Origin of the sequence: Actinocorallia aurantiaca (assembly GCF_039533685.1) — a bacterium.
GTDB lineage: Bacteria > Actinomycetota > Actinomycetes > Streptosporangiales > Streptosporangiaceae > Actinocorallia > Actinocorallia aurantiaca.
This window is the reverse complement of record NZ_BAAATZ010000047.1, coordinates 41,272-60,126: the sequence shown is the minus strand read 5'-3', so window position 1 is coordinate 60,126 and position 18,855 is coordinate 41,272. Positions and strand designations below refer to the sequence as shown.

Below are 18,855 nucleotides of genomic sequence, written 5' to 3'. Positions count from 1 at the left end.
CACGCGGCGGCCCGAGGCTTCAGGATTTTCAGCAGTCCTCAGGCCGTCGTGTCGCGGACGGCCTCGTCGGCCTCGTCACCGAATTCGTCCTCGTCCGCGGGAGGGTCGGGCATCTGCCAGGTCGCCACGATGAGCGGCAGCAGGACGTGGGTTATCAGCAGGGCGAAGAGAATCAAGAACAGCGCGGCGCCCGGGATTTGGGAGTCTCGTCCGTCCCTGTCGACGAGCATGGTCACGAGCAGGACGACGAACATCACGACGGACGTGCACTTGTGCGCGGCCGAGAACGCGCGGAGCCGGCCGGCCTGCTCCCTCTCGTCGAGTTCCTGCTCCGATTTGAACGTCATGCCGCGGGTGATCGCGAGGAGCTGGCCTGCCAGGGGGAAGCCCGCCACCACCAGGATGCCGAGGACCACGAAGTTGAAGATCATCGCCGTGTCGCTCGGGGCCAGGACCCAGGAGACGGCGGCGTCCACCCAGAGCAGGCCCAGGCAGGCGCCGCCCACGACCGCCAGCGTCCGGCGGGCGCGTTGCTTGGCGTAGCGGGCGGGCATGCGGTGATCCAGTTCCTCGTCCAGGGCCTGCATGCGCTCCGCGCGCTTGTCCTGCCGTCTCTGCCGCCAGGAAGGGCTGCTGTCGTTCGCCGAGCGTTCTTCGTTCGTCATGAGCTGCTCCCGATCCGGGGGAAGGGGTTGAGGGAGAAGACCACCTCGACGGGGACCTCGAAGTAGGCGGCGATGCGCAACGCCAGGTGCAGGCTGGGTCGGTACTCGCCGCGCTCGAGGTAGCCGATGGTCTGGTAATGGACGCCCAGGGCGGTGGCCAGGTCGCGGCGCGAGACGCCGCGCTCGGCCCTCAGCATCGGGATCCGGTTGTAGACGCTTCCTTCGTCTTTCTTCTCCGCGGGCATCAGGGACCGCTCACAGCGGCCGAGGCTCTCGCGGCCGGATCGTCCATGTGCTCCTCCTTGTACGAATACCGTGATGGTTCTTACTGTCTCTTGGTTCGTTGATAGTAGTTCTACTACATCCGGTCTAAGTTCCACAACCGTGGCAGCAGGGTCGAGTACGACGTCCCGCCTGGGGTTCGCCGTGTTTCCGCCCTGAGCGGTGCACCAGAAGGAGATTTCGGCCGGTATCGGAAGCGGCCGTACTTCTGGTCACGACGTCGTCCGTCCGGTAGTACAGAACCCGTGAACCCTGGCTGTCCTGAGTGCGGGCGAGAGCTGGCGGTACTGGAGGTCTTGCTGAGGCGGAACCTGTGGGGCGGCGGCGGGCCGAGGCCGAGACCGGAGCAGTGGTGGGAGTGCACCCGGTGCGATTGGCTGGGCTACCGGAGGCGTGTGGACGAAGAGCTCCGTCCCATGCGGCGCCTGACCGGCGAAGAAGCGGATTGCTTCTTCTGCGGTGACGAAGGCAACGCCTCCGGCAGGGCCTGGGAGCAGGACGGAGAGCTACGGGCATGGATGGTGTGCCTGGCCTGCGGAACGAGTAACCAGATCCGAGTGGAGAAGCGCTCATGACGGAAAACGGCCAGACCTTCCACCCCGACCTGCGGGCCGCCCGGTTCCTTCCCCGCGGCCTGGTCGGCCCCCGTCAGCTGCGGCTGATCCGCGCTCTGACCGGGCTCGCCGGCCGGAAACTCCCGCCGGGAGCCGTCCAGGTGCCCGTCACACCCGAAGTCCGCGTCGACGTCTACGGCCGGACCGTCCCGGGAGCCGAGAACGCGACCTGCAAACCGGCACTGCTGTGGATCCACGGCGGCGGCATGGTCATCGGCCATGCCCGCATGGACTCCCGCTTCTGTGCCCGTGTCGCCCGCGAACTCGGAGCGATCGTCGTCTCGGTGGAGTACCGGCTGGCCCCCGAACACCCCTACCCGACACCGCTGGAAGACTGCTACACCGCCCTCTCCTGGCTCGCCGCCCAACCCGACGTCGACCTCGACCGGATCGCGATCGGCGGCGCAAGCGCCGGTGGCGGCCTGGCCGCCGGACTGGCCCTGCTCGCCCGCGACCGCGCCGACATCCACCCGGCCTTCCAGCTCCTCGTCTACCCGATGCTGGACGACCGCACCAACACGCGAACCGACATCGACGAGCGCCACCTCCGAATGTGGAGCCCCGCCAACAACCACTTCGGCTGGCAGTCCTACCTCGGCCCGCACCTCACCCCCGGCCAGCCCGACGGCGTCCCCCACCCGGCCGCGCCCGCCCGCGCCGAAGACCTGACCGGACTGCCGCCCGCCTGGATCGGCGTCGGCACCCACGACCTCTTCCACGACGAGGACGTCACCTACGCCGAACGCCTCCGGCAGGTTGGCGTCCCCTGCGACCTGCACATCGTGCCCGGCGCCTACCACGGGTTCGACAGCGTCCAAGGCAAGACCGGCGTCGCCCGCGACTTCACCCGACAGCAGATCGCGGCCCTCACCCGGGCGATCGGCCGCCCCGCCACCTGAGCCCGCCACAGCGGTCAGGGGGAGACGCGATCGATCATTGGCGCCGGTCTCAGCCGGTCCCCGAGCCGCGGGTGGGGATCCGTGACGGAACAGGCGAGCCTTTCAGGAACAGTCACTGAAGGCCGCGGATCCGCATCGGCACCAGGGGCGCCGTCGGCCTTCGCGTCCGAAGACCGACCGACCGGACGTCAGACCTTCCCGATGCCGAGCGTGTTCACGCGGGGCAGCAGTCCTGCGCCGAGGGCCTCCAGCCAGAGCGGGCCGAGGAGTTCGGCGAGCCGCGCGGTGCCCTCGTCACCGAGTGCCTGCCAGGGAGCGGCGGCCAACTCGTCAGTGCGGCGCTCGACCTCGGCGCGCAGGGCGCGGCCCGCGTCGGTCGCCCTGCCGTCGGCGTCCAGCAGCCCCCGTGCGGCGAGCCGTTCGCGGGCGGCCGCCCACTCCGACTCGCTCCAGTCGCGGCTTGCGAAGACCTCGGCCGGGGCCGCGTCGATCGAAGCGAACGACACCAGCGCCTCCACGGGGTCGAGCCCTGCGACCAGGAGGGCGGCGAGATGGCCGTCGCCGCGGTGCTCGCGCAGGATCGTCGCGGCCTCCCACAGCACGAGGTGCGGCTCCCGGGACCAGGGCAGCGCGGCGTTGGCGGCGGCGAGCGGGCGGCCTTCGGTGCGCGCGGCCTCCGCCGCACGGCGGGCGAGCTCGGCGGCCTCGGCGAGATCGGGGCTCCCCACCCGCTCGCCGATGAGTGCGCGGTATGCCCGGTCGACGCCTTGCGTCCGGGCCGCGAGCACCTTGTCCGGTGCGGCGACGTCCCAGGCGGCGGGGACGTGCTCGGCGACCATGCGCGGGCTGAAGCTGTAGAACGCGGAGGCCACCTGAAGGGCTCCGGGAGCCCCGAGCGGCGCCGCCCGCAAGGCGAAGTAGCTCGGCCAGCGCTCGCCGGTGTCGTAACCGAGCGCCCGCATCTCCTCGAAGACCTCGGGGGCGTAGTAGACGATGGCGTGCAGGGGCTCCAGGAGGTGCCACATCTGCCGTGCGCGTCCGTTGTCCATGACGACCTCTCGTTCCATGATCCGCATATCTTGACAGTGCCTAGATTGCATTCTCCGGGTGAACTTGTCAATGCCTAGATTGCGCGTAACCTGATGACCGTGACCACCGAACGCGCCTACCACCACGGAGACCTGCGGCGGGCCATCCTCACCGCGGCCCTCGACGTCATCGCCGCCGACGGGCCGACGGCCCTGTCCCTGCGCGACCTGGCCCGACGCGCGGGCGTCTCCCACGCCGCGCCCGCACACCACTTCAAGGACCGCGCGGGCCTGCTCACCGCCATCGCGGCCGAAGGCCACGGCCTCCTGGCCGCCGCCCTCGGCGAAGCCGAAAGCCTGCGCGACTTGGGCGTCCAGTACGTGCGCTTCGCCGCCGCATACCCGGCGCACTTCCAGGTCATGTTCCGCCCGGAGCTCCTGCGCCCGGACGACCAGGAGCTCGCCGCGGCGCGCGAGCGGACCCGGAACCAGCTCCACACGGCGGTGACGGGCCGTGGCGCAGACCAGGCCACCGCCGTCATGGCGGCCTGGTCGATGGCCCACGGCTTCGCGACACTGCTGCTCTCCCGCAACCTGGACGGCCTGCTGGACGGACGAGACCCCGAACAGGCCTTCCTGGCGCTGACGAACGAGCTGTTCCAATCCGCCGCGAATCCCGCGACAGGCTGACCGGAGCCGGTAAGCGATCAGGCACCCCACGGCCAGTCGATGAGAGAGGACGCCTGGGTGAAGATGGCGACGTGAACGACCTGCGCTTCCGCCTCGCCGACGATTCCGACCTCGCCACTCTCGTGCGCCTGCGCGACGACGCCGCCCGCTGGATGCTCGCCCGGGGCGTCACCGGCCAGTGGCGGCCGGGCCAACTGGACGGCCACAAAGCGGGTAAGCCGCAGCCCGGCGGGACGTCCAAGTCGTTCACGCTCATGGAGAAATCGTGCAGGATCACACGTCGACGGCGTCTTCGGCGTGAACGCCACACCGGCGGTTCTTCACTCACACGGCGTTCTGGACGTCCCGTCGCGTGATCAGTAGCCGAGGGACTTCAGCTTGTCGACCATCTTCCGGGCGTCGTGCTCGTGGTCTGAGAGGGTGGCCAGGGGGCGACCGCCGTTGCGTTGGTTGCCGTAGACCACGATGACACGGCCCTGCCTGACGACGATGCCGTTGTTGCGCTGGGGCTCAGGTTCGTCGGGAAAGGTTCCGACGACGCTGAGCGACTCGTCGCCGATGCCGGGGCGGCCCAGGACGGCCTCGGTCCTCCCGCATTCTCTGGCCGAGCCGACGATGTCGCCCATCGTTCTGCGGGCCGCGGCCTCGTCGGCGAAAACGATGACCTGTTCGCCGCGTGAGGTCAAAGCCACCTTGTCGTCCAGCTTGAGACGGCCGTCGTAATTGATGTCGAAGCGCTGTTCGGTGCCAGGGATGCGGCGGCTGAAAGGGTCCCCCTCGCCTGGTTCGTAGCCGCCGCAGAGCTGGATGGACAGCCACCAGCCGCCGTCCTTTTCGGTGTTGACGTACCAGCGCCTTGGATCTCCCTTCGCCGCCTTCTCGCCGTAGAGCAGGTCCTTGAGCTCGAGCGGCCTTCCCTGAGGGGGCGCGGACGAGGTCACGGTCGGCGGCGTCAGCACCGGCGGCCGGTCCTCGCGTTCGGGACCGCCCTGGAAGGCGACCAGGCTCACCACGACGGCCGCGGCGGCCGCGGCGAGTCCGCCGGCCGCGAGTCTGCGCCGGACGGTCCGGGTGCGGATGCGCGAGATGATCTCCACGGGTTCGGGGCCGGCCACATGGGGGAGCATGCCGTCGCGCAGCTCCTGGAAGAGGGGTTCGACCTTACGCATACCGGTTGGCCTCCTTCATCCCGTTCGTCTCGTCTGTGAGCAGCTCGGCCAGCCGCCGGCGTCCGCGCGACAACCAGGCCTTGACCGTGCCCTCGGCGACCCCGTCCATCTCCGCGATCTCGGCGACCGAATAGCCGCCCATGTAATGCAGCACCACGGCGCGCCTCTGTCTCTCCGGGATCAGGCGCAACGCCTCGACCAGCACCATCGAGACGACGCCCGGCGGGGCGACATCCGGCTGCGGCCCCTGCCGCCACAGGTTCGCGAGCGTGCTGCGGGCCTTGCGCCACCGGCTGACGGCCAGCCGGTAGCCCACCCGCGCCACCCAGGCGCGCGGCCGGTCGTAGGAGCCCACCTTGTCCCAGCGCTGCCACGTCCGCGCGAACGCCTCCTGCGCGGCGTCCTGGGCGTCGCCCAGATCGCCGGTGTAGGCGTAGAGCTCGATGACGAGGCCGGGATAGGCGCCTCGGTAGAACTCGGCGAAACTCTCTTCGTCCGCCACATCGCCCCCTCGGCTCGGATGTCGCCCAATACACGCGGTCCTCCGGGACCCGGTTGCAGACGGAGACGAGTTTCTGCGCGCCCTCCTCGCCGGGCACTGAGGCACCGCCTGCTCCCACGGCTCCTCGGGTACCGGTCGGAACCCGGAGCCGACATCACTTCCGTTCTCCGGGGCGCACGGAAAAGCGGTAAGTATCCCGTTTTCGGCATGGACCTGACCTATCGCTATCGTGAAAAGCCTGGTCAAAGTGCCGTAGAGGTTCCGAAGAAACGCCGGGACCCCGGGTGCCGTGGGTAGGAGCCCGGCATGGCGCTGCACCGGGTGAGAGTCAAGACCGATCCGCTGGACGACGTGTTCAGCATGCCGTTGAGCGAACGCGTTCTGCCCAAACGGCGCATCCCCGACGAAGAGAGCGATCCGCGCGCCGTCTACGAGGCGATCCGCGACGAGCTGCTCCTCGACGGGAACTCGTCGCAGAACCTCGCGACCTTCTGCACCACGTGGAACGGCGACGAGGCGCGGAAACTGATGGACCAGTGCCTCGACAAGAACATGATCGACAAGGACGAGTACCCGCAGACCGCCGACATCGAGTCGCGCTGCGTGCAGATCCTCGCCGACCTGTGGAACTGCGCGTCCGACGACACCGTCGGCTGCTCCACGACCGGCTCCAGCGAAGCGGCGATGCTCGGCGGCCTGGCACTGAAACGGCGGTGGCGCCGGCGACGTGAAGCCGAGGGCAAGCCGGCCGACCGTCCGAACCTCGTGTGCGGGCCCGTCCAGGTGTGCTGGGAGAAGTTCGCCCGCTACTTCGACGTCGAGCTGCGCCAGATCCCCCTGGAGCGGGGCGCGACGGGGCTCCGTCCGCACCAGCTCGCCGACCACGTCGACGAGAACACCATCGGAGTGGTGGCGATCCTCGGCGTCACCTACACCTGCGACTACGAGCCGGTCGCCGAACTCGCAGCCGAACTCGACCGGATCCAGGCCGCGACGGGCCTGGACGTCCCCATCCACGTGGACGCGGCCAGCGGCGGCTTCGTCGCTCCCTTCCTCCACCCGAACCTCGTGTGGGACTTCCGCGTCAACCGCGTCGCCTCGATCAACGCCTCCGGCCACAAGTACGGGCTCGCGCCGCTCGGCTGCGGCTGGATCGTATGGGCCTCCGCCGACCTGCTCCCCGAAGAACTGGTCTTCCGGGTGGACTACCTCGGCGGCGACATGCCCACGTTCGCGCTCAATTTCTCCCGCCCCGGCGGCGAGATCATCGTCCAGTACCACCAACTGGTCCGCCTCGGCCGCGAGGGCTACCGCAAGATCCACCAGGCCTGCTCCGACACCGCCCGCTACCTCGCCGGACGCATCTCCGCGATGGGCCCGTTCGACCTCCTCTACGACGGCGAAGGCGCGCTCCCCGCCGTCTGCTACACCCTCAAGGACGACACGCCCTTCACCCTCTACGACCTCACCGAACAACTCCGCACCCGAGGCTGGCAGGTCCCGTCCTACCCTCTCCCCGCCGACCGCCAGAACGTGACCGTCCAACGCGTCCTCGTCCGCCACGGCATCGGGGAGGACGAGATCTCCCTCCTAGCCGACGACATCGAACGCGCCCTGCAACGCCTGCGCGCCAGCGGCGGCACCGGCGCCCCCCGACAGCCGAGCTTCCACCACTGACCCACCGGTCGCTACAGGGAACATCGAACCGGACGTCACGTCGCCATCGCCACCTTCCCAGCCCGTACCACCACGATGTCCGGCGTTTTCTCCTCGTCTGGGGGGACCAACCTCCTCGGAGCTGTTGAGGGTCGCGTCGGGACAGCAGCGGGTCCTGCGAGAAGCAGCTGATCATCTGAGAGCCGTCCAGTCCGCGCCGGACGACGTTTGAGATAGGGGAAGTGAGCCCGGTCAGGTTTGAATCGGCCAATTGAGGAACCATCGGCCGGGGCCGAGGTGCTCGACGCACGGATAGTGGTGCCGGAAGGGCGAACCTGTTTCGATGGCGTCGGCGAGCCGGTCGAACAGGTCGGTCAGGCTCGTCGCCCACGGTTGCGGATCGCAGCCGGATCCCGCGCCCCATTCGAAGACGTGGCCGTAGGTGGGGCCCGGCCGGTGGTCGACGAACGCGAGCCCACCGTCGTTGGGATGGGCGAAGGGGACCCATTCGTCGGCATGGCACTCGAGCGGCTCCTCGATGTACTCCTCCCGGAATTCCTCCCATTCCGCTGCCGTTTCGACGAGGAACTCGTGCATGCCGAGGATCAGGTCGGTGTCGTTGAGCCGGTGGCCGAGAGGCAGGAACGAGCCGGCCTGGAAGTGGTCCAAGTCGTAACTTCCCAGTTCTCTGCGCGCTCCGTCGTGCAGTTGCAGGAGCGCTTTCAGCTCGGGGTGCAACGGGAAGCCGTACAGGGTCTCGATCGCGGAGATCTGGTCGTCCGTAGCGGGTGGGCGGAGCTCAGAGTGGTCGTGCGGAGAATGCTCGGCGAGCCAGGTGGCGAAGCGGCTCCATGCCCGATGGAAGGGGTCTGTTGTTTCCACACGCCGAACCTATTGGCGGTGCCGGACATTTCTGTGATCTACCAGAGGTGTGGGATGGCGTCGGTTCGTTCTTGTTTCTTCCTCAACGGCTCGTCTCGGTCCCGTCTCGGCAGGCGCAAGTCACGTTCCCCTGGTGATGCCGCGATTACTGTGGGTGGTCGGCTGGTTCGGTTCGGGCTCTTCGGGGGCGTTGTGGCAGGGGACGACTTTCGGCTGCGGATGATCCTCGCGGACGTGCGGGAGATGTCGGACCGGCATTGGCGGCAGTTCGACGATTCCGTGCGGCTGATGGACGGCAAGGCCTGGGTGGGGCCGTCGGCTCGGGTTTTCGAGCGGGAACTGCGGCGGAACCGGCAGGTGCTTCAGGCGCAGTTGCAGAAGGCCGTGGACTCGTTGCGGAGGTCGGGGGTCGGCAGCGGGTCCGGTGTCGTCCTGTGAGCGGGGACGGGTGGCTGGAACCCGGGGTCTGCGGGGTGCAGTTGAGCATGTTCGACCAGCTCACGCTGGAAATGGGTCGTTCGGAAGGCGATCTGGAGCAGCTTGGCCGGCGTCTCTATGCCGCGCTGGCCTCGGCGGGGGCGGATACCGGGCCCGCGCTGGAGATTTCGCGGGTCGCCCGGTGGGCCCATGAAGCGGGGACGGACCTTCGACGGCGTCAGCGGCTCGCACAGGACCTTGACGCGCAGCAGCCCAGGGCGGCTTTGAGCGTGGTGGACGGGGTGTTCGTCCGGTTGCCGGACGAGTACTCCGATCAGCAGGCGCAGATCAGCGGATATCAGGCGGCGGACCTGTTCGAGCGCGCTACGGCCGGGGACAGGGGAGCGCTTCGGTCGCTGCGGAATTACGAGCGGTTCATCGGTGATCCGTACTTCGCGCGAGGGCTGCTCGAAAAGCTCGGGGCGGTCGGAGTGCTGAACGTTCCGTTCGGGCTGGGCCGGGAGCTCCGAACCGACGCCAACCGGCATGACGCGATGCTGGACGCCAATACGGCCGATACCCGGGCGGCCATGGAACTGCTGGGACGGGCGCTCGCCGACGGGACTCGGCCGTTGAGCGCGGGATATGCGGGGGACGGTTTTCTGACCGCTCTCACCGCTGCAGGGAGGGCCGGGTTCCCTCCCGAGAACAGCCGCCCGCAATACTTCGGATATCAGGGGCTCGGCACGATTCTCGGCTCTGGATCGGGGGCGGTGAAGTACTCGGACGCGTTCATGCGCGTGGTCGGGCGGGACATGCTCGCGCATGAGCGGCAGAACGACGTCGCCTCTTGGCGGGCTGTGCCGGATGCCGCCGGGATTTACGCGTCGGTCGCTTCCCAAGGAGAAGGGGAGCAGTCGGGGCATTACCTGCAAGGGCTGCTCATGGCCGCTGGGGCGTCGCGAGCGGGGGCGCAGATCCTGCTCGACTACACGCCGGCGGGGGAGACCTCCGGCAACCTGCGTTATCTGCTGCATGAACGTCGCCGTATGTGGGCGGGGACGGACCATGGGGCGGCGCTCGGGAACGTCCTTCGAACCGCCGCGTCGGGGGAGGACGAACGCTCTCGGGAGATCTTCGACGAGATCGTGCGGGTGCTGGGGGCCGATCAGCTGAAGCTGATGAAGTACGAGGCCGGCGGGCTGAAGATCGACGACCGGGAGGCGTTCGACGAACTGTCGGGACTCCGGGCGGCGATGGGCGACCTTCTGATCAGCCAGCTCGACCACGTCTCCACGAAGCTCTACGCGGCAGAGGACTCGGGGCACATCGTGCGGGGCTCCCGGGAGCGGACTCGACTCCTCCTGGCCGTCATCGCGGACACCGTGACGGATGACGCGGCCTATACGGCGCTGTTCAAAGCCCATGTCGGGCATCTGCGGCTGTGGATCGACGACCAGAACGGCAAGGGACGTGAAGGGGAGGTCGGGCTGGCGATGGGGGCCGGCTCGCTGGGGCGCCTCCTAGCCTTGCGCACGGAGACGATGAAAGCCCTCAAAGTCCAGGAGGACAAGGTCAACGCGGCACTCAAAGCGAAGATCGACTTCGGGTTGGGGCTGGTGGACCCGGCGGCCTACCTGACACGTTTCCGCGTCCCGCCCGAGATCACGGGACCCGCCGGGGCGAAGGTCTTCGACGAGATCAGCAAGCACCTGGTGGAACGGCTCGGGGAGAACGCGGAGAAGGGGAACACCGAGAACCACCGGATCAGCGACGAGGACCGCATGCGCGACCTCGTCAACCAGATGCTGCTCTCCTCGGCGGTGTTTCATCTGGAATATCAGGCTGCTGAGGTCGTGGGTGAGATCTTTGCGGAGAACGGGAAGATACTGCCGCCGTCGACTTGGGATGAGGGCCAGGCTGAGGCCTTCTATGACTGGTGTAGGGAGCGTGACGTTCCTATCCCGAAGCTGAATAACACTGTGAACAGCGCAGTTGACAGCGCGCGCGACGGAGCGATCGAAAAGTTTGCTGTCGGCGGTGATAGAAGGTGATCTTGATTGGGGTGGCTAAAGCAGCGGGCCTGGCGTTGGTCACGGTTCTAGCGTTGGTTCAGTGTGGAAGGGGTGAGGTACCAGATCAGTCGACCACCAAAAAGAGAGCGGACCTGAGCCCTGTCGCTGATGTTCCTCCGTACTGGTGTGACTTGGTGTCCGTGGACGCTCTTCAACGCATCACCGGAGCTGTATCTGGGCTTGAGGAACAACGCAGTGGGTGGCTCGTGAACAAGGGCGGCTGCCTGGTCCGTGACGGGAGTCCAGTCGGGCCGCTCGGGCTGAGATGGAGCCAAAACGAAGGTCGCGAAGCCGTCGACCGACAGCGAGAAAAATTCGTGGACTACCGGCCCGCATGGTTGGAAGAGTCGCTCGGCTATGGCTTCACCGTCTATGCGCCATCTCACCCGGGAGACCGGCCGTACTACGCGATCTCGACATTTCGCTGTGGTCAGCATGAACCCTGGCTGCGGATCGACATCAGCAAGGTGCAGGACGGTCGTGACTATCAGGAGGACCTCACCGCGCTGATGCGGATCGCCGAGAAGCGTTTCGGTGTCCTGCACGAGTGCGAACCCGGTCCGGTGAAGGACAGATAGCAAATGCCCGTGGTCCGCGGCGCGGACTGGGTATGACTGCGGGATCCGTGGCTCGGCTGAAAGGCGGAAGCCGGTGCATCGAAAAGAGCGATGATGATCATCGAAATGATTCGTTTGTCGTGATGCATCCCGATGGCGGATGCTGAGGGCAACGGCACCGATCCTTCACTGGAGGCCATCATGACCACCTCACCGCGCGTCGCGATCGTGACCGGCGGTTCCCGCGGCATCGGGCGGGAGGTCGCCGGACGGCTGGGGGCCGACGGGTTCGCGGTCGTCGTCACCTACTCGGGCAGCAAGAGCGAGGCGGACAACGCCGTCGCGAGGATCACCGCGGCCGGCGGGGCAGCGATCGCCGTGCAGGCCGACGTCGCCGAGGAAGCCGAGGTCGCGGCGCTCTTCGACGCCGCGGAACGGGCGTACGGGGGCGTCGACGTCGTCGTGCACGCGGCGGGCGTCATGATCCTGGGGCCTCTGGCCGACTTCGACCTCGACGACCTGGACCGCATGCACCGCACCAACATCCGCGGCACGTTCGTCGTGGACCAGCAGGCGGCGCGCCGGGTTCGTAAGGGCGGCGCGATCATCAACTTCTCCACAAGCGTCACCAAGCTGGGGCTCCCCACGTACGCGGCCTACGCGGCGTCGAAGGGGGCCGTCGACGCGATGACCCTCATCCTGGCGCGTGAGCTGCGCGGCCGCGACGTCACCGTCAACGCGGTCGCGCCCGGCCCCACGGCCACCGACCTCTTCCTCAGGGGCAAGGACGAGGAGACCATCGCCCAGCTGGCCGCGCGGCCGCCGCTGGAACGGCTCGGCACCCCGGACGACATCGCCGAGGTCGTCGCCTTCCTGGCCGGGCCGGGACGCTGGGTCAACGGGCAGGTCGTGTACGCGAACGGAGGCATCGCCTGACCGTTATCCCCCGAGGCGGTGTTGACGGTGGGAGATGGGCTCTTTAGGCTCTTCTGGTAATCGGACAGACCAGTCTGTCTATTGAAGAGGTCGGGCGACCACGGACGGGAACCGGCTTCAGGCGGCGGAACACGTGGCGCCCGCGAACGGATCGGGAGTTACCCATGGGCGTACACGACTTCGAAGTGGTCACGGCGGACGGATCCCTCCAGAGCCTCGGCGACTTCTCCGGCAAGACGCTGCTCATCGTGAACGTCGCCAGCAAGTGCGGGCTGACGCCGCAGTACGAGGGCCTACAGGCGCTGTACGGCGAGTTCCAGGAGCGCGGACTGGAGATCCTGGGCTTCCCCTGCAACCAGTTCGGCGGCCAGGAGCCCGGCACCGACGAGGAGATCCAGGAGTTCTGCTCGACCAACTTCAACGTCACCTTCCCCGTCTTCGGGAAGCTCGAGGTCAACGGCTCCTCCGCCGCTCCGCTGTTCGTCCACCTGCGCTCCGAGGCCCCTGGCGACTTCGGCCCCGGCAACGGATTCCTGTACGAGCACGTCAAGAACAGCCGCCCCGAGGCCATCGGCACCGACGAGGTCAAGTGGAACTTCACGAAGTTCCTCGTCGACACGGACGGCAAGGTCCTGCGCCGCTACGAGCCGACCACCACCCCCGAGCAGATCCGCGAGGACCTCGACGGGCTCCTCCCGGCCGCCTGAGCTCTACCCCTGAGCCCTGATCAGCGGGCTCACCGAACGAGAGAACCACGGATGGCGGAGCCCCATGGCCGCCCAGCGGTTCGGCCCGACCGATGAACAGCGGGCAGCCGTTGCCGACTGCGGACGGGAAGCAGTGCCGGTCGCCGTCGCGGGCGAAGCGACGGCGACCGGGCGCGGCGCGGAACGTACGCTCAGCCCTCGGCGAGGCGGGGCGGAAACCCTCCGGTGGCGACGGGCCCCCAGCGTTCGATGGTGACGCGGATCAGCGACTTGCCCTGGTGGCGCATCGCCGCGCGGTACTCGTCCCAGTCGGGGTGCTCGCCGGAGATGCAGCGGTAGTACTCCACCAGCGGTTCGAGGGCGTCGGGCAGGTCCAGGACCTCTGCCCGGCCGTCCACCTGCACCCACGGACCGTTCCAGTCGTCGGACAGGACGCAGACCGAGACCCGCGGGTCGCGCCGGACGTTGCGGGCCTTGGCCCGTTCGGGATAGGTCGAGACGACGATCCGCCCCTCGCCGTCGACCCCGCAGGTGACGGGGGAGAGCTGCGGGCCGCCGTCCGCGCGGAAGGTGGACAGCAGGCAGCGGTGCCGGGGCCTGAGGAAGTTTAGGAGCTGGTCGCGCCCGACGGTGTCGGCGGTGGCGATATGAGGTGCCATGCGTACTTCCCCCTCGTCCGGCGGCGGATGACGCCGCCGCGGTGAACAGAACCGGAGCCGCCCGTCGACGAGATCGCCGCCGACCGCACATCCCGGTAGATCCACTGTACGAGTGGGACGGACAGGGACCGGTCGAGGCAAGGGCAGGCGGAGACCTCACAAGCCACAGTCCGGTATTTCCCGGAGAAGGCGGCCGCATCGTCTGACAGCCGAGATCCTTCGAAGGGGGCGTCAGCGAACACGACCTCGTCCAGGCCCGTCGGCAGGCTGCTCGCCCCGGTCCATCGGGGGATTCGTGTGGAATCCTTGGCGGCGTGGAGCTCAGGCACCTGGAGTACTTCGTGGCCGTGGCGGCCGAGCGGAGCTTCACGCGTGCCGCCAACCGGCAGCATGTGGTGCAGTCGGCCGTCTCGGCGGCGATCTCCGCGTTGGAGCGTGAGCTGGGTGCCGTGCTCTTCGAACGCAGTGCGCAGCGCGTCGTTCTGACGGAGGCGGGGAAAGCGCTCCTGCCCAAGGCGCAGGCGACCCTCGACGCGGCGCAGGAGGCGCGTGACGCCGTCCACGAGATCGGCGGGGAGTTGCGCGGCACGGTGGTCGTCGGCTGCCTGACCGGGGTCGGAGGTCTCGACTTCGCGGGGCTGCTGGGCCGTTTCCACCGGGAGCATCCCCAAGTGCGGCTGCTGCTGCGGGCCGCGACCTGGGACGGGTCGGCGGGGCTCGCCCGGTCCCTCGTCGAAGGCGTGGTCGACGTCGCGTTCCTCGGGGTGGGCGGACGGCCTTTCCCGGGGCTGCGCACCCGCATGCTGATGCGCGTTCCGCAGGTGCTCGTCGTGCCCGCCGACCATCCGCTGGCCGTGCGGGAGACGGTGACGCTGGCCGAGACGGCCGGGGAGTCCTTCATCGACTACCCCGTCGGATACGGCAATCGGACCGCCAACGACCGGGCGTTCGACGCGGCCGGAGTCGAACGCGTCATCACGATGGAGGCCACCGACGTCAGCGCCGCCGCCGAGTTCGTCGCGCACGGGTTGGGCGTGACGATCCTGCCGACGAGGACAGTCCCGAAGGCCGTCGGCTGCAAGGCCCTCCCTGTCACGGACCAGTCGCTGGAGTGGGCGCTGCACGTGGCGACGGCCGAACACCGGCGGGTCGGCGCCGCGACGGCCGCCCTCGTCGGAATGGCCGACGACTTCGTGGACGACAGGGGCTGAGGCCCGGTCCGGCGGCACGAAGACCCCGGCCTGATCGATCCTGCGCGCGGATGCCGGATCAGGCCGGGGTGGTTCGGGGGTGCGGTCGTCGGCGAGGTGGTCTCTCTTCCCGGCCACGCGATGTCGGCATGCGAGCATCCGATCAGAACGTCGGTGGCAGGTGCTCAGATAGAGGTCACTCCGTCGGGCTGCTCTCGGGCTTCGTCGGGGAACCGCTGGGAGAGGACGAAGGGCTGCTTTCCGCCGACGCCGCCGGTTCGTCCGGCGTCGCCGACTCCGTCGGAGGGGCTGCGGGGAGCGGTGCCGCCGAGGGAGGCTGCGGGACGGTGGCTCTGGAATCCCCGGAGTCCGAGGAAGGGCAGAAGGGGATGAGGGGGGTCTGCGGCTCGTCCATGTAGGTGTTCGGGTCGCAGATGGGCAACGGGTAGGAGTTGGGGATCTGCGGGGCCCCGCCGGGGACCGACTGGTACCCGTGCCATTCGGGGTCGAGCTGGATCGGCCGACCGTTCTGGTCGTAGAGGAGGACGTCCTTGAGGGGCGTTCCGTCCTTGGAGTACGGGTAGATGTTCGCCAGGTCGCCGTTCGGCGAGAAGGCCGAGTCGGCCTCGGAGGAGTAGACGGTGGGGCCGTCGCTGCTCTCCACCATCAGGCCGAAGACGACGAAGACGGCGAAGAGGCCGGTGCCGAGGGCGAGGAAGGCCAGCAGGTAGGAGCGGCGGCGGCCGGCGCGCATCCGGTAGCCGAGGGCCACCGAGGCGCCGACGGCGATGACGAGGATCAGGAGCTCGAGGATGCCCGTCGGGAACGGGGAGACGTCGCCCGTGGTGAGGATCCAGAAGGCGACGGCGACCAGGTAGCCGCGGAACAGCCACCAGGCGGGACGGAAGTCGTTCCTGGCCGTCTCGTACCAGGGGAGCCGTTCGGCCATGCGCGTGTGGAAGGCGGCGGCACGGGCATCGAGGCGGTGAAGGAGCCTGGGCTTCTTCTTGGAGACCGGCCGCTGGTCGGGGCGCTGCAGGTAGGCGGCGTGGAGTTCGGCGGCGTACGACTCGGGGGCGCCGAGGCGGGCCTCCAGGGGCTCGTCGGACTCGCCGGCGACCTCCGCCAGGTGGTCTTCGAGGTCTTCCAGAAGCTCGGACCGGTCCGGCTCGGGGACGTCGGTGAGGGCGGCGCGGACGGCCGCGGCGTAGTCGGAGACCGGTGTGGTGATCATCGACTCTCCAAGAGGGTGTCCATGGTCTGTGCGAACGAGGTCCAGGTCTTGCGGGAATCGGCGAGGGTGGTGCGGCCCGTGGCGTTCAGGCCGTAGTACTTGCGGTGCGGGCCCTCCTCGGACGGGACGACGTAGGAGTTGAGCGCGCCCGCCTTGAAGAGGCGGCGCAGGGTGCCGTAGACCGAGGCGTCGCCGACGTCGTCCATGCCGGCTTCGCGGAGGCGGCGCACGACGTCGTAGCCGTAGCTGTCCTCCCGGTCCAGGACCGCCAGGACGGCGAGGTCGAGCACTCCCTTGAGGAGCTGTGTGGTGTCCACCGAGAACCTCCTTGTGCCGTGCACACTACTACGGATACCGCACTACCGCGCAAGAGCCAGTGCGGTCGAAAGGAGCCGGGCTCAGCAGCAGCCGGAAGGCGGGCGGGAGTCCGTGCGCAGGCGCCAGAACTCCTTCTCCGGCAGCACCGGCTCGCCCGGGTGGGCGGCGGCGCGGTGCTCCAGGTACTGCTCGTAGGCGCGGTCGCCGGTGAACTCGCGGAGCAGCCTCCAGAAGGAACGCCAGGTCATGACAGGGCTTTCATCTTCCGGCGCTCCTCGGCGGTGGTGATCAGGCCGGAGGGGGCGTAGAGCTCGGACTCGACGTAGGGGTCCTCGGTGGTGTCCACCTCGCGGCGGCGCAGCGAGATGATCCAGACACGGACGGCGTCGACGAGGATGACGATGACGAGCAGGGCGAAGAACGCCGCCAGCACGCCGTCGACCGTCGAGTTCAGGACGACCTGCTCCATCTCATCGACGTTCTTGGCGCTGCCGAGCGAGGTCTTCCCGGCGTCCAGGGCGTCCTGGTAGAGGTCGCGCTGGGCGAAGAAACCGATCTTCGGGTCGCTGGAGAACACCTTCTGCCAGGACGCGGTGAGCGTCACGGCCACGTCCCAGACGAGGGGAATGATCGTCACCCAGGCGTACCTGGCGCGGCCCGTCTTGATCAGCAGCGTCGTGCAGACGATGAGGGCGATGGCGGCGAGCAGCTGGTTGGAGATCCCGAACAGGGGGAACAGCTGGTTGATGCCGCCGAGGGGGTCCTTGACGCCGGCCCACAGGAAGTAACCCCAGGCGCCGACGATGACCGCGCTGGAGAGGTAGAGGCCGGGCTTCCAGCTGACGTCGCCGAACTTCTTCCACACGTTGCCGATGGTGTCCTGCAACATGAACCGGCCGATCCGGGTGCCCGCGTCGACCGTCGTCAGGATGAACAGGGCCTCGAACATCACCGCGAAGTGGTACCAGAACGCCTTGCTGCCGATGATCCCCGCGAGGATCTCCGAGATGCCGACGGCCAGGGTGGGGGCGCCGCCCGTCCGGGACAGGAGCGTGCTCTCGCCGACGTCGGCCGCCGCCGCGGAGAGCTGCTCGGGGGTGATGGTGAAACCGAGGTTCGCGATGGCCTGGGACGCCGATTCCAGATTCGGGCCGAGGGTGGCGGCCGGCATGTTCATCGCGTAGTACAGGCCGGGGTCGATGATGCAGGCGGCGATCAGGGCCATGACGGCCACGAAGGACTCCGCGAGCATGCCGCCGTAGCCGATGACGCGGATCTGGGATTCCTTCTCGACCAGCTTCGGGGTGGTGCCGCTGGCCACCAGGGCGTGGAAGCCCGACAGGGCGCCGCACGCGATCGTGATGAAGACGAACGGGAACAGGGCTCCGGCCACGACGGGGCCGTTCCCCTCCCAGGCGAACGAGGTGAACGCCTCGGTGCGCAGGTCGGGCAGGGTCGCGAGGATGCCGACGGCGAGCAGGGCGATGACGCCGATCTTCATGAACGCGCTCAGGTAGTCGCGGGGGGCGAGCAGCATCCACACCGGCAGCACCGAGGCGACGAAGCCGTACCCGACGAGGGCGAGGACCAGAGTCTCGGGGGACCAGGTGAACGCGGCGGCCCCCCAGCCGGACTCGGCGACCCAGCGGCCGGAGACGACCGCCAGGACCAGCAGGACCGCCCCGATGACGGAGACCTCCATGACCTTGCCGAACCGGAAGTACCGCAGGTAGAAGCCCATGAACAGGGCGATCGGGATGGTCATCGCGATGGAGAACGTGCCCCAGGGCGAACCCGCGAGGGCGTTCACCACGACCAGGGCGAGCACCGCCAGCAGGATGACCATGATGGAGAGGGCACCGACGAGCGCCGCGACGCCGCCGACGGGCCCGATCTCGTCCCGGGCCATCTGGCCGAGGCTGCGGCCGCTGCGGCGCATCGAGAAGAACAGCACCACGAGGTCCTGGACGGCGCCCGCGAAGATGACGCCGATGATGATCCACAGGGTGCTGGGCAGGTACCCCCACTGCGCGGCCAGGACCGGGCCGACCAGGGGGCCCGCCCCGGCGATCGCGGCGAAGTGGTGGCCGAACAGGACGCGGCGGTCCGTCGGATGGAAGTCGATGCCGTTGTTCTTCAGCTCCGCCGGGGTGGCACGGGTGTCGTCCACCCGCAGGACCCGGTAGGTGATGAACCGCGCGTAGAACCGGTAGCCGATGGCGTAGGAGGCGAGCGCCGCGAACAGGATCCACGCCGCGGACACGTGCTCGCCGCGGGCCAGCGCGAGCACGGCCCAGGCCAGCGCACCGACCGCGGCGACCAGGAACCAGATCACTTTCTGCCGCATGACGGGCCTCCTCCGGGGGTGATCCGTA

At 68.6% G+C, this 18,855-nt stretch carries 21 protein-coding genes; 10 read left to right on the top strand and 11 right to left on the bottom strand.

Annotated elements, in window-relative coordinates; translation table 11 throughout:
* Positions 1-38 precede the first annotated feature (38 nt).
* Both ABD327_RS37180 and ABD327_RS37175 read right to left on the bottom strand, forming a co-directional pair.
* Positions 39-665: a hypothetical protein gene (locus ABD327_RS37180; protein ID WP_344458457.1), complete on the bottom strand. Its 627-nt coding sequence runs from the start codon at positions 663-665 to the stop codon at positions 39-41.
* Positions 662-910 carry a helix-turn-helix transcriptional regulator gene (locus tag ABD327_RS37175; protein ID WP_344458454.1) on the bottom strand — a complete coding sequence of 83 codons (249 nt, stop codon included), beginning with the start codon at positions 908-910 and terminating at the stop codon, positions 662-664. Before ABD327_RS37175 ends, ABD327_RS37180 begins: the two co-directional genes overlap by 4 nt.
* 608 nt (positions 911-1,518) lie before the next feature.
* Here ABD327_RS37175 and ABD327_RS37170 point away from each other — a divergent pair.
* Positions 1,519-2,460 carry an alpha/beta hydrolase gene (locus ABD327_RS37170; protein ID WP_344458451.1) on the top strand — a complete coding sequence of 314 codons (942 nt, stop codon included), beginning with the start codon at positions 1,519-1,521 and terminating at the stop codon, positions 2,458-2,460.
* 188 nt (positions 2,461-2,648) lie between these two features.
* On the opposite strand, the gene ABD327_RS37165 is transcribed toward ABD327_RS37170, so the two are convergent.
* Positions 2,649-3,509: an SCO6745 family protein gene (locus tag ABD327_RS37165; RefSeq protein ID WP_425547290.1), complete on the bottom strand. Its 861-nt coding sequence runs from the start codon at positions 3,507-3,509 to the stop codon at positions 2,649-2,651.
* Between the two features lie 99 nt (positions 3,510-3,608).
* Here ABD327_RS37165 and ABD327_RS37160 point away from each other — a divergent pair, with 99 nt between their 5' ends.
* Positions 3,609-4,178 carry a TetR/AcrR family transcriptional regulator gene (locus ABD327_RS37160; protein WP_344458446.1) on the top strand — a complete coding sequence of 190 codons (570 nt, stop codon included), beginning with the start codon at positions 3,609-3,611 and terminating at the stop codon, positions 4,176-4,178.
* A 71-nt stretch (positions 4,179-4,249) separates the two neighbouring features.
* A complete protein-coding gene (locus ABD327_RS37155; protein ID WP_344458443.1) occupies positions 4,250-4,534 on the top strand; it encodes a hypothetical protein in 285 nt (94 codons plus the stop codon).
* Here the strand turns inward: ABD327_RS37155 and ABD327_RS37150 are convergent, their stop codons facing one another.
* Both ABD327_RS37150 and ABD327_RS37145 read right to left on the bottom strand, forming a co-directional pair.
* Positions 4,535-5,347, bottom strand: coding sequence for a hypothetical protein (locus ABD327_RS37150; RefSeq protein WP_344458440.1), 813 nt, complete (start codon positions 5,345-5,347; stop codon positions 4,535-4,537). It abuts the gene before it with no gap.
* Positions 5,340-5,849, bottom strand: coding sequence for a SigE family RNA polymerase sigma factor (locus tag ABD327_RS37145; RefSeq protein WP_344458437.1), 510 nt, complete (start codon positions 5,847-5,849; stop codon positions 5,340-5,342). The genes ABD327_RS37150 and ABD327_RS37145 overlap by 8 nt, the downstream gene beginning before the upstream one ends.
* Positions 5,850-6,155: 306 nt before the next feature.
* Between ABD327_RS37145 and gad the strand changes: the two genes are divergently transcribed.
* Entirely contained in the window at positions 6,156-7,526 is a 1,371-nt protein-coding gene (gad, locus tag ABD327_RS37140; RefSeq protein WP_344458434.1) for a glutamate decarboxylase, read from the top strand.
* Positions 7,527-7,757: 231 nt separating this feature from the next.
* Here the strand turns inward: gad and ABD327_RS37135 are convergent, their stop codons facing one another.
* Positions 7,758-8,387 (bottom strand): SMI1/KNR4 family protein, encoded by a 630-nt coding sequence (locus ABD327_RS37135; protein ID WP_344458431.1) that lies wholly within the window; start codon positions 8,385-8,387, stop codon positions 7,758-7,760.
* A 234-nt stretch (positions 8,388-8,621) separates the two neighbouring features.
* Between ABD327_RS37135 and ABD327_RS37130 the strand changes: the two genes are divergently transcribed.
* The 5 genes from ABD327_RS37130 (at position 8,622) to ABD327_RS37110 (ending at position 13,079) form a co-directional block, all read left to right on the top strand.
* Positions 8,622-8,825 (top strand): hypothetical protein, encoded by a 204-nt coding sequence (locus ABD327_RS37130; RefSeq protein ID WP_344458428.1) that lies wholly within the window; start codon positions 8,622-8,624, stop codon positions 8,823-8,825.
* 47 nt (positions 8,826-8,872) lie between these two features.
* Complete coding sequence (locus ABD327_RS37125; protein ID WP_344458425.1) at positions 8,873-10,858, top strand: hypothetical protein; 1,986 nt, start codon at positions 8,873-8,875, stop codon at positions 10,856-10,858.
* A 338-nt stretch (positions 10,859-11,196) separates the two neighbouring features.
* On the top strand, positions 11,197-11,457 hold the full coding sequence (locus ABD327_RS37120) for a hypothetical protein (protein ID WP_344458422.1): 261 nt from the start codon (positions 11,197-11,199) through the stop codon (positions 11,455-11,457).
* A gap of 180 nt (positions 11,458-11,637) precedes the next feature.
* Positions 11,638-12,372 (top strand): SDR family oxidoreductase, encoded by a 735-nt coding sequence (locus tag ABD327_RS37115; protein ID WP_344458419.1) that lies wholly within the window; start codon positions 11,638-11,640, stop codon positions 12,370-12,372.
* 164 nt (positions 12,373-12,536) lie between these two features.
* Positions 12,537-13,079 (top strand): glutathione peroxidase, encoded by a 543-nt coding sequence (locus ABD327_RS37110; RefSeq protein WP_344458416.1) that lies wholly within the window; start codon positions 12,537-12,539, stop codon positions 13,077-13,079.
* Between the two features lie 191 nt (positions 13,080-13,270).
* Here the strand turns inward: ABD327_RS37110 and ABD327_RS37105 are convergent, their stop codons facing one another.
* The gene (locus ABD327_RS37105) at positions 13,271-13,738 is read right to left on the bottom strand and encodes a PPOX class F420-dependent oxidoreductase (RefSeq protein ID WP_344458413.1); all 468 of its coding nucleotides are present in this window, start codon (positions 13,736-13,738) and stop codon (positions 13,271-13,273) included.
* A gap of 314 nt (positions 13,739-14,052) precedes the next feature.
* On the opposite strand from ABD327_RS37105, the gene ABD327_RS37100 reads away from it, so the two are divergent.
* Complete coding sequence (locus ABD327_RS37100; RefSeq protein ID WP_344458410.1) at positions 14,053-14,949, top strand: LysR family transcriptional regulator; 897 nt, start codon at positions 14,053-14,055, stop codon at positions 14,947-14,949.
* A gap of 175 nt (positions 14,950-15,124) precedes the next feature.
* Here ABD327_RS37100 and ABD327_RS37095 read toward each other — a convergent pair whose 3' ends face one another.
* The 4 genes from ABD327_RS37095 to ABD327_RS37080 form a co-directional block, all read right to left on the bottom strand.
* Positions 15,125-16,162, bottom strand: a complete 1,038-nt coding sequence (locus tag ABD327_RS37095; protein WP_344458408.1) for an HAAS signaling domain-containing protein — start codon at positions 16,160-16,162, stop codon at positions 15,125-15,127.
* On the bottom strand, positions 16,159-16,479 hold the full coding sequence (locus ABD327_RS37090) for a PadR family transcriptional regulator (RefSeq protein WP_344458405.1): 321 nt from the start codon (positions 16,477-16,479) through the stop codon (positions 16,159-16,161). Before ABD327_RS37090 ends, ABD327_RS37095 begins: the two co-directional genes overlap by 4 nt.
* An 81-nt stretch (positions 16,480-16,560) precedes the next feature.
* Positions 16,561-16,728 carry a YbdD/YjiX family protein gene (locus tag ABD327_RS37085; protein ID WP_344458402.1) on the bottom strand — a complete coding sequence of 56 codons (168 nt, stop codon included), beginning with the start codon at positions 16,726-16,728 and terminating at the stop codon, positions 16,561-16,563.
* The gene (locus ABD327_RS37080) at positions 16,725-18,827 is read right to left on the bottom strand and encodes a carbon starvation CstA family protein (RefSeq protein ID WP_344458399.1); all 2,103 of its coding nucleotides are present in this window, start codon (positions 18,825-18,827) and stop codon (positions 16,725-16,727) included. The genes ABD327_RS37085 and ABD327_RS37080 overlap by 4 nt, the downstream gene beginning before the upstream one ends.
* Positions 18,828-18,855: the final 28 nt, after the last annotated feature.

Bases quoted from the DNA above. Each gene is read 5' to 3' on its own strand.
- gad (WP_344458434.1), top strand. From the start codon at position 6,156: ATGGCGCTGCACCGGGTGAGAGTCAAGACCGATCCGCTGGACGACGTG.
- ABD327_RS37165 (WP_425547290.1), bottom strand. From the start codon at position 3,509: ATGGACAACGGACGCGCACGGCAGATGTGGCACCTCCTGGAGCCCCTG.
- ABD327_RS37080 (WP_344458399.1), bottom strand. From the start codon at position 18,827: ATGCGGCAGAAAGTGATCTGGTTCCTGGTCGCCGCGGTCGGTGCGCTG.
- ABD327_RS37125 (WP_344458425.1), top strand. From the start codon at position 8,873: ATGTTCGACCAGCTCACGCTGGAAATGGGTCGTTCGGAAGGCGATCTG.
- ABD327_RS37095 (WP_344458408.1), bottom strand. From the start codon at position 16,162: ATGATCACCACACCGGTCTCCGACTACGCCGCGGCCGTCCGCGCCGCC.
- ABD327_RS37170 (WP_344458451.1), top strand. From the start codon at position 1,519: ATGACGGAAAACGGCCAGACCTTCCACCCCGACCTGCGGGCCGCCCGG.
- ABD327_RS37115 (WP_344458419.1), top strand. From the start codon at position 11,638: ATGACCACCTCACCGCGCGTCGCGATCGTGACCGGCGGTTCCCGCGGC.
- ABD327_RS37180 (WP_344458457.1), bottom strand. From the start codon at position 665: ATGACGAACGAAGAACGCTCGGCGAACGACAGCAGCCCTTCCTGGCGG.
- ABD327_RS37150 (WP_344458440.1), bottom strand. From the start codon at position 5,347: ATGCGTAAGGTCGAACCCCTCTTCCAGGAGCTGCGCGACGGCATGCTC.
- ABD327_RS37085 (WP_344458402.1), bottom strand. From the start codon at position 16,728: ATGACCTGGCGTTCCTTCTGGAGGCTGCTCCGCGAGTTCACCGGCGAC.
- ABD327_RS37105 (WP_344458413.1), bottom strand. From the start codon at position 13,738: ATGGCACCTCATATCGCCACCGCCGACACCGTCGGGCGCGACCAGCTC.
- ABD327_RS37110 (WP_344458416.1), top strand. From the start codon at position 12,537: ATGGGCGTACACGACTTCGAAGTGGTCACGGCGGACGGATCCCTCCAG.
- ABD327_RS37175 (WP_344458454.1), bottom strand. From the start codon at position 910: ATGCCCGCGGAGAAGAAAGACGAAGGAAGCGTCTACAACCGGATCCCG.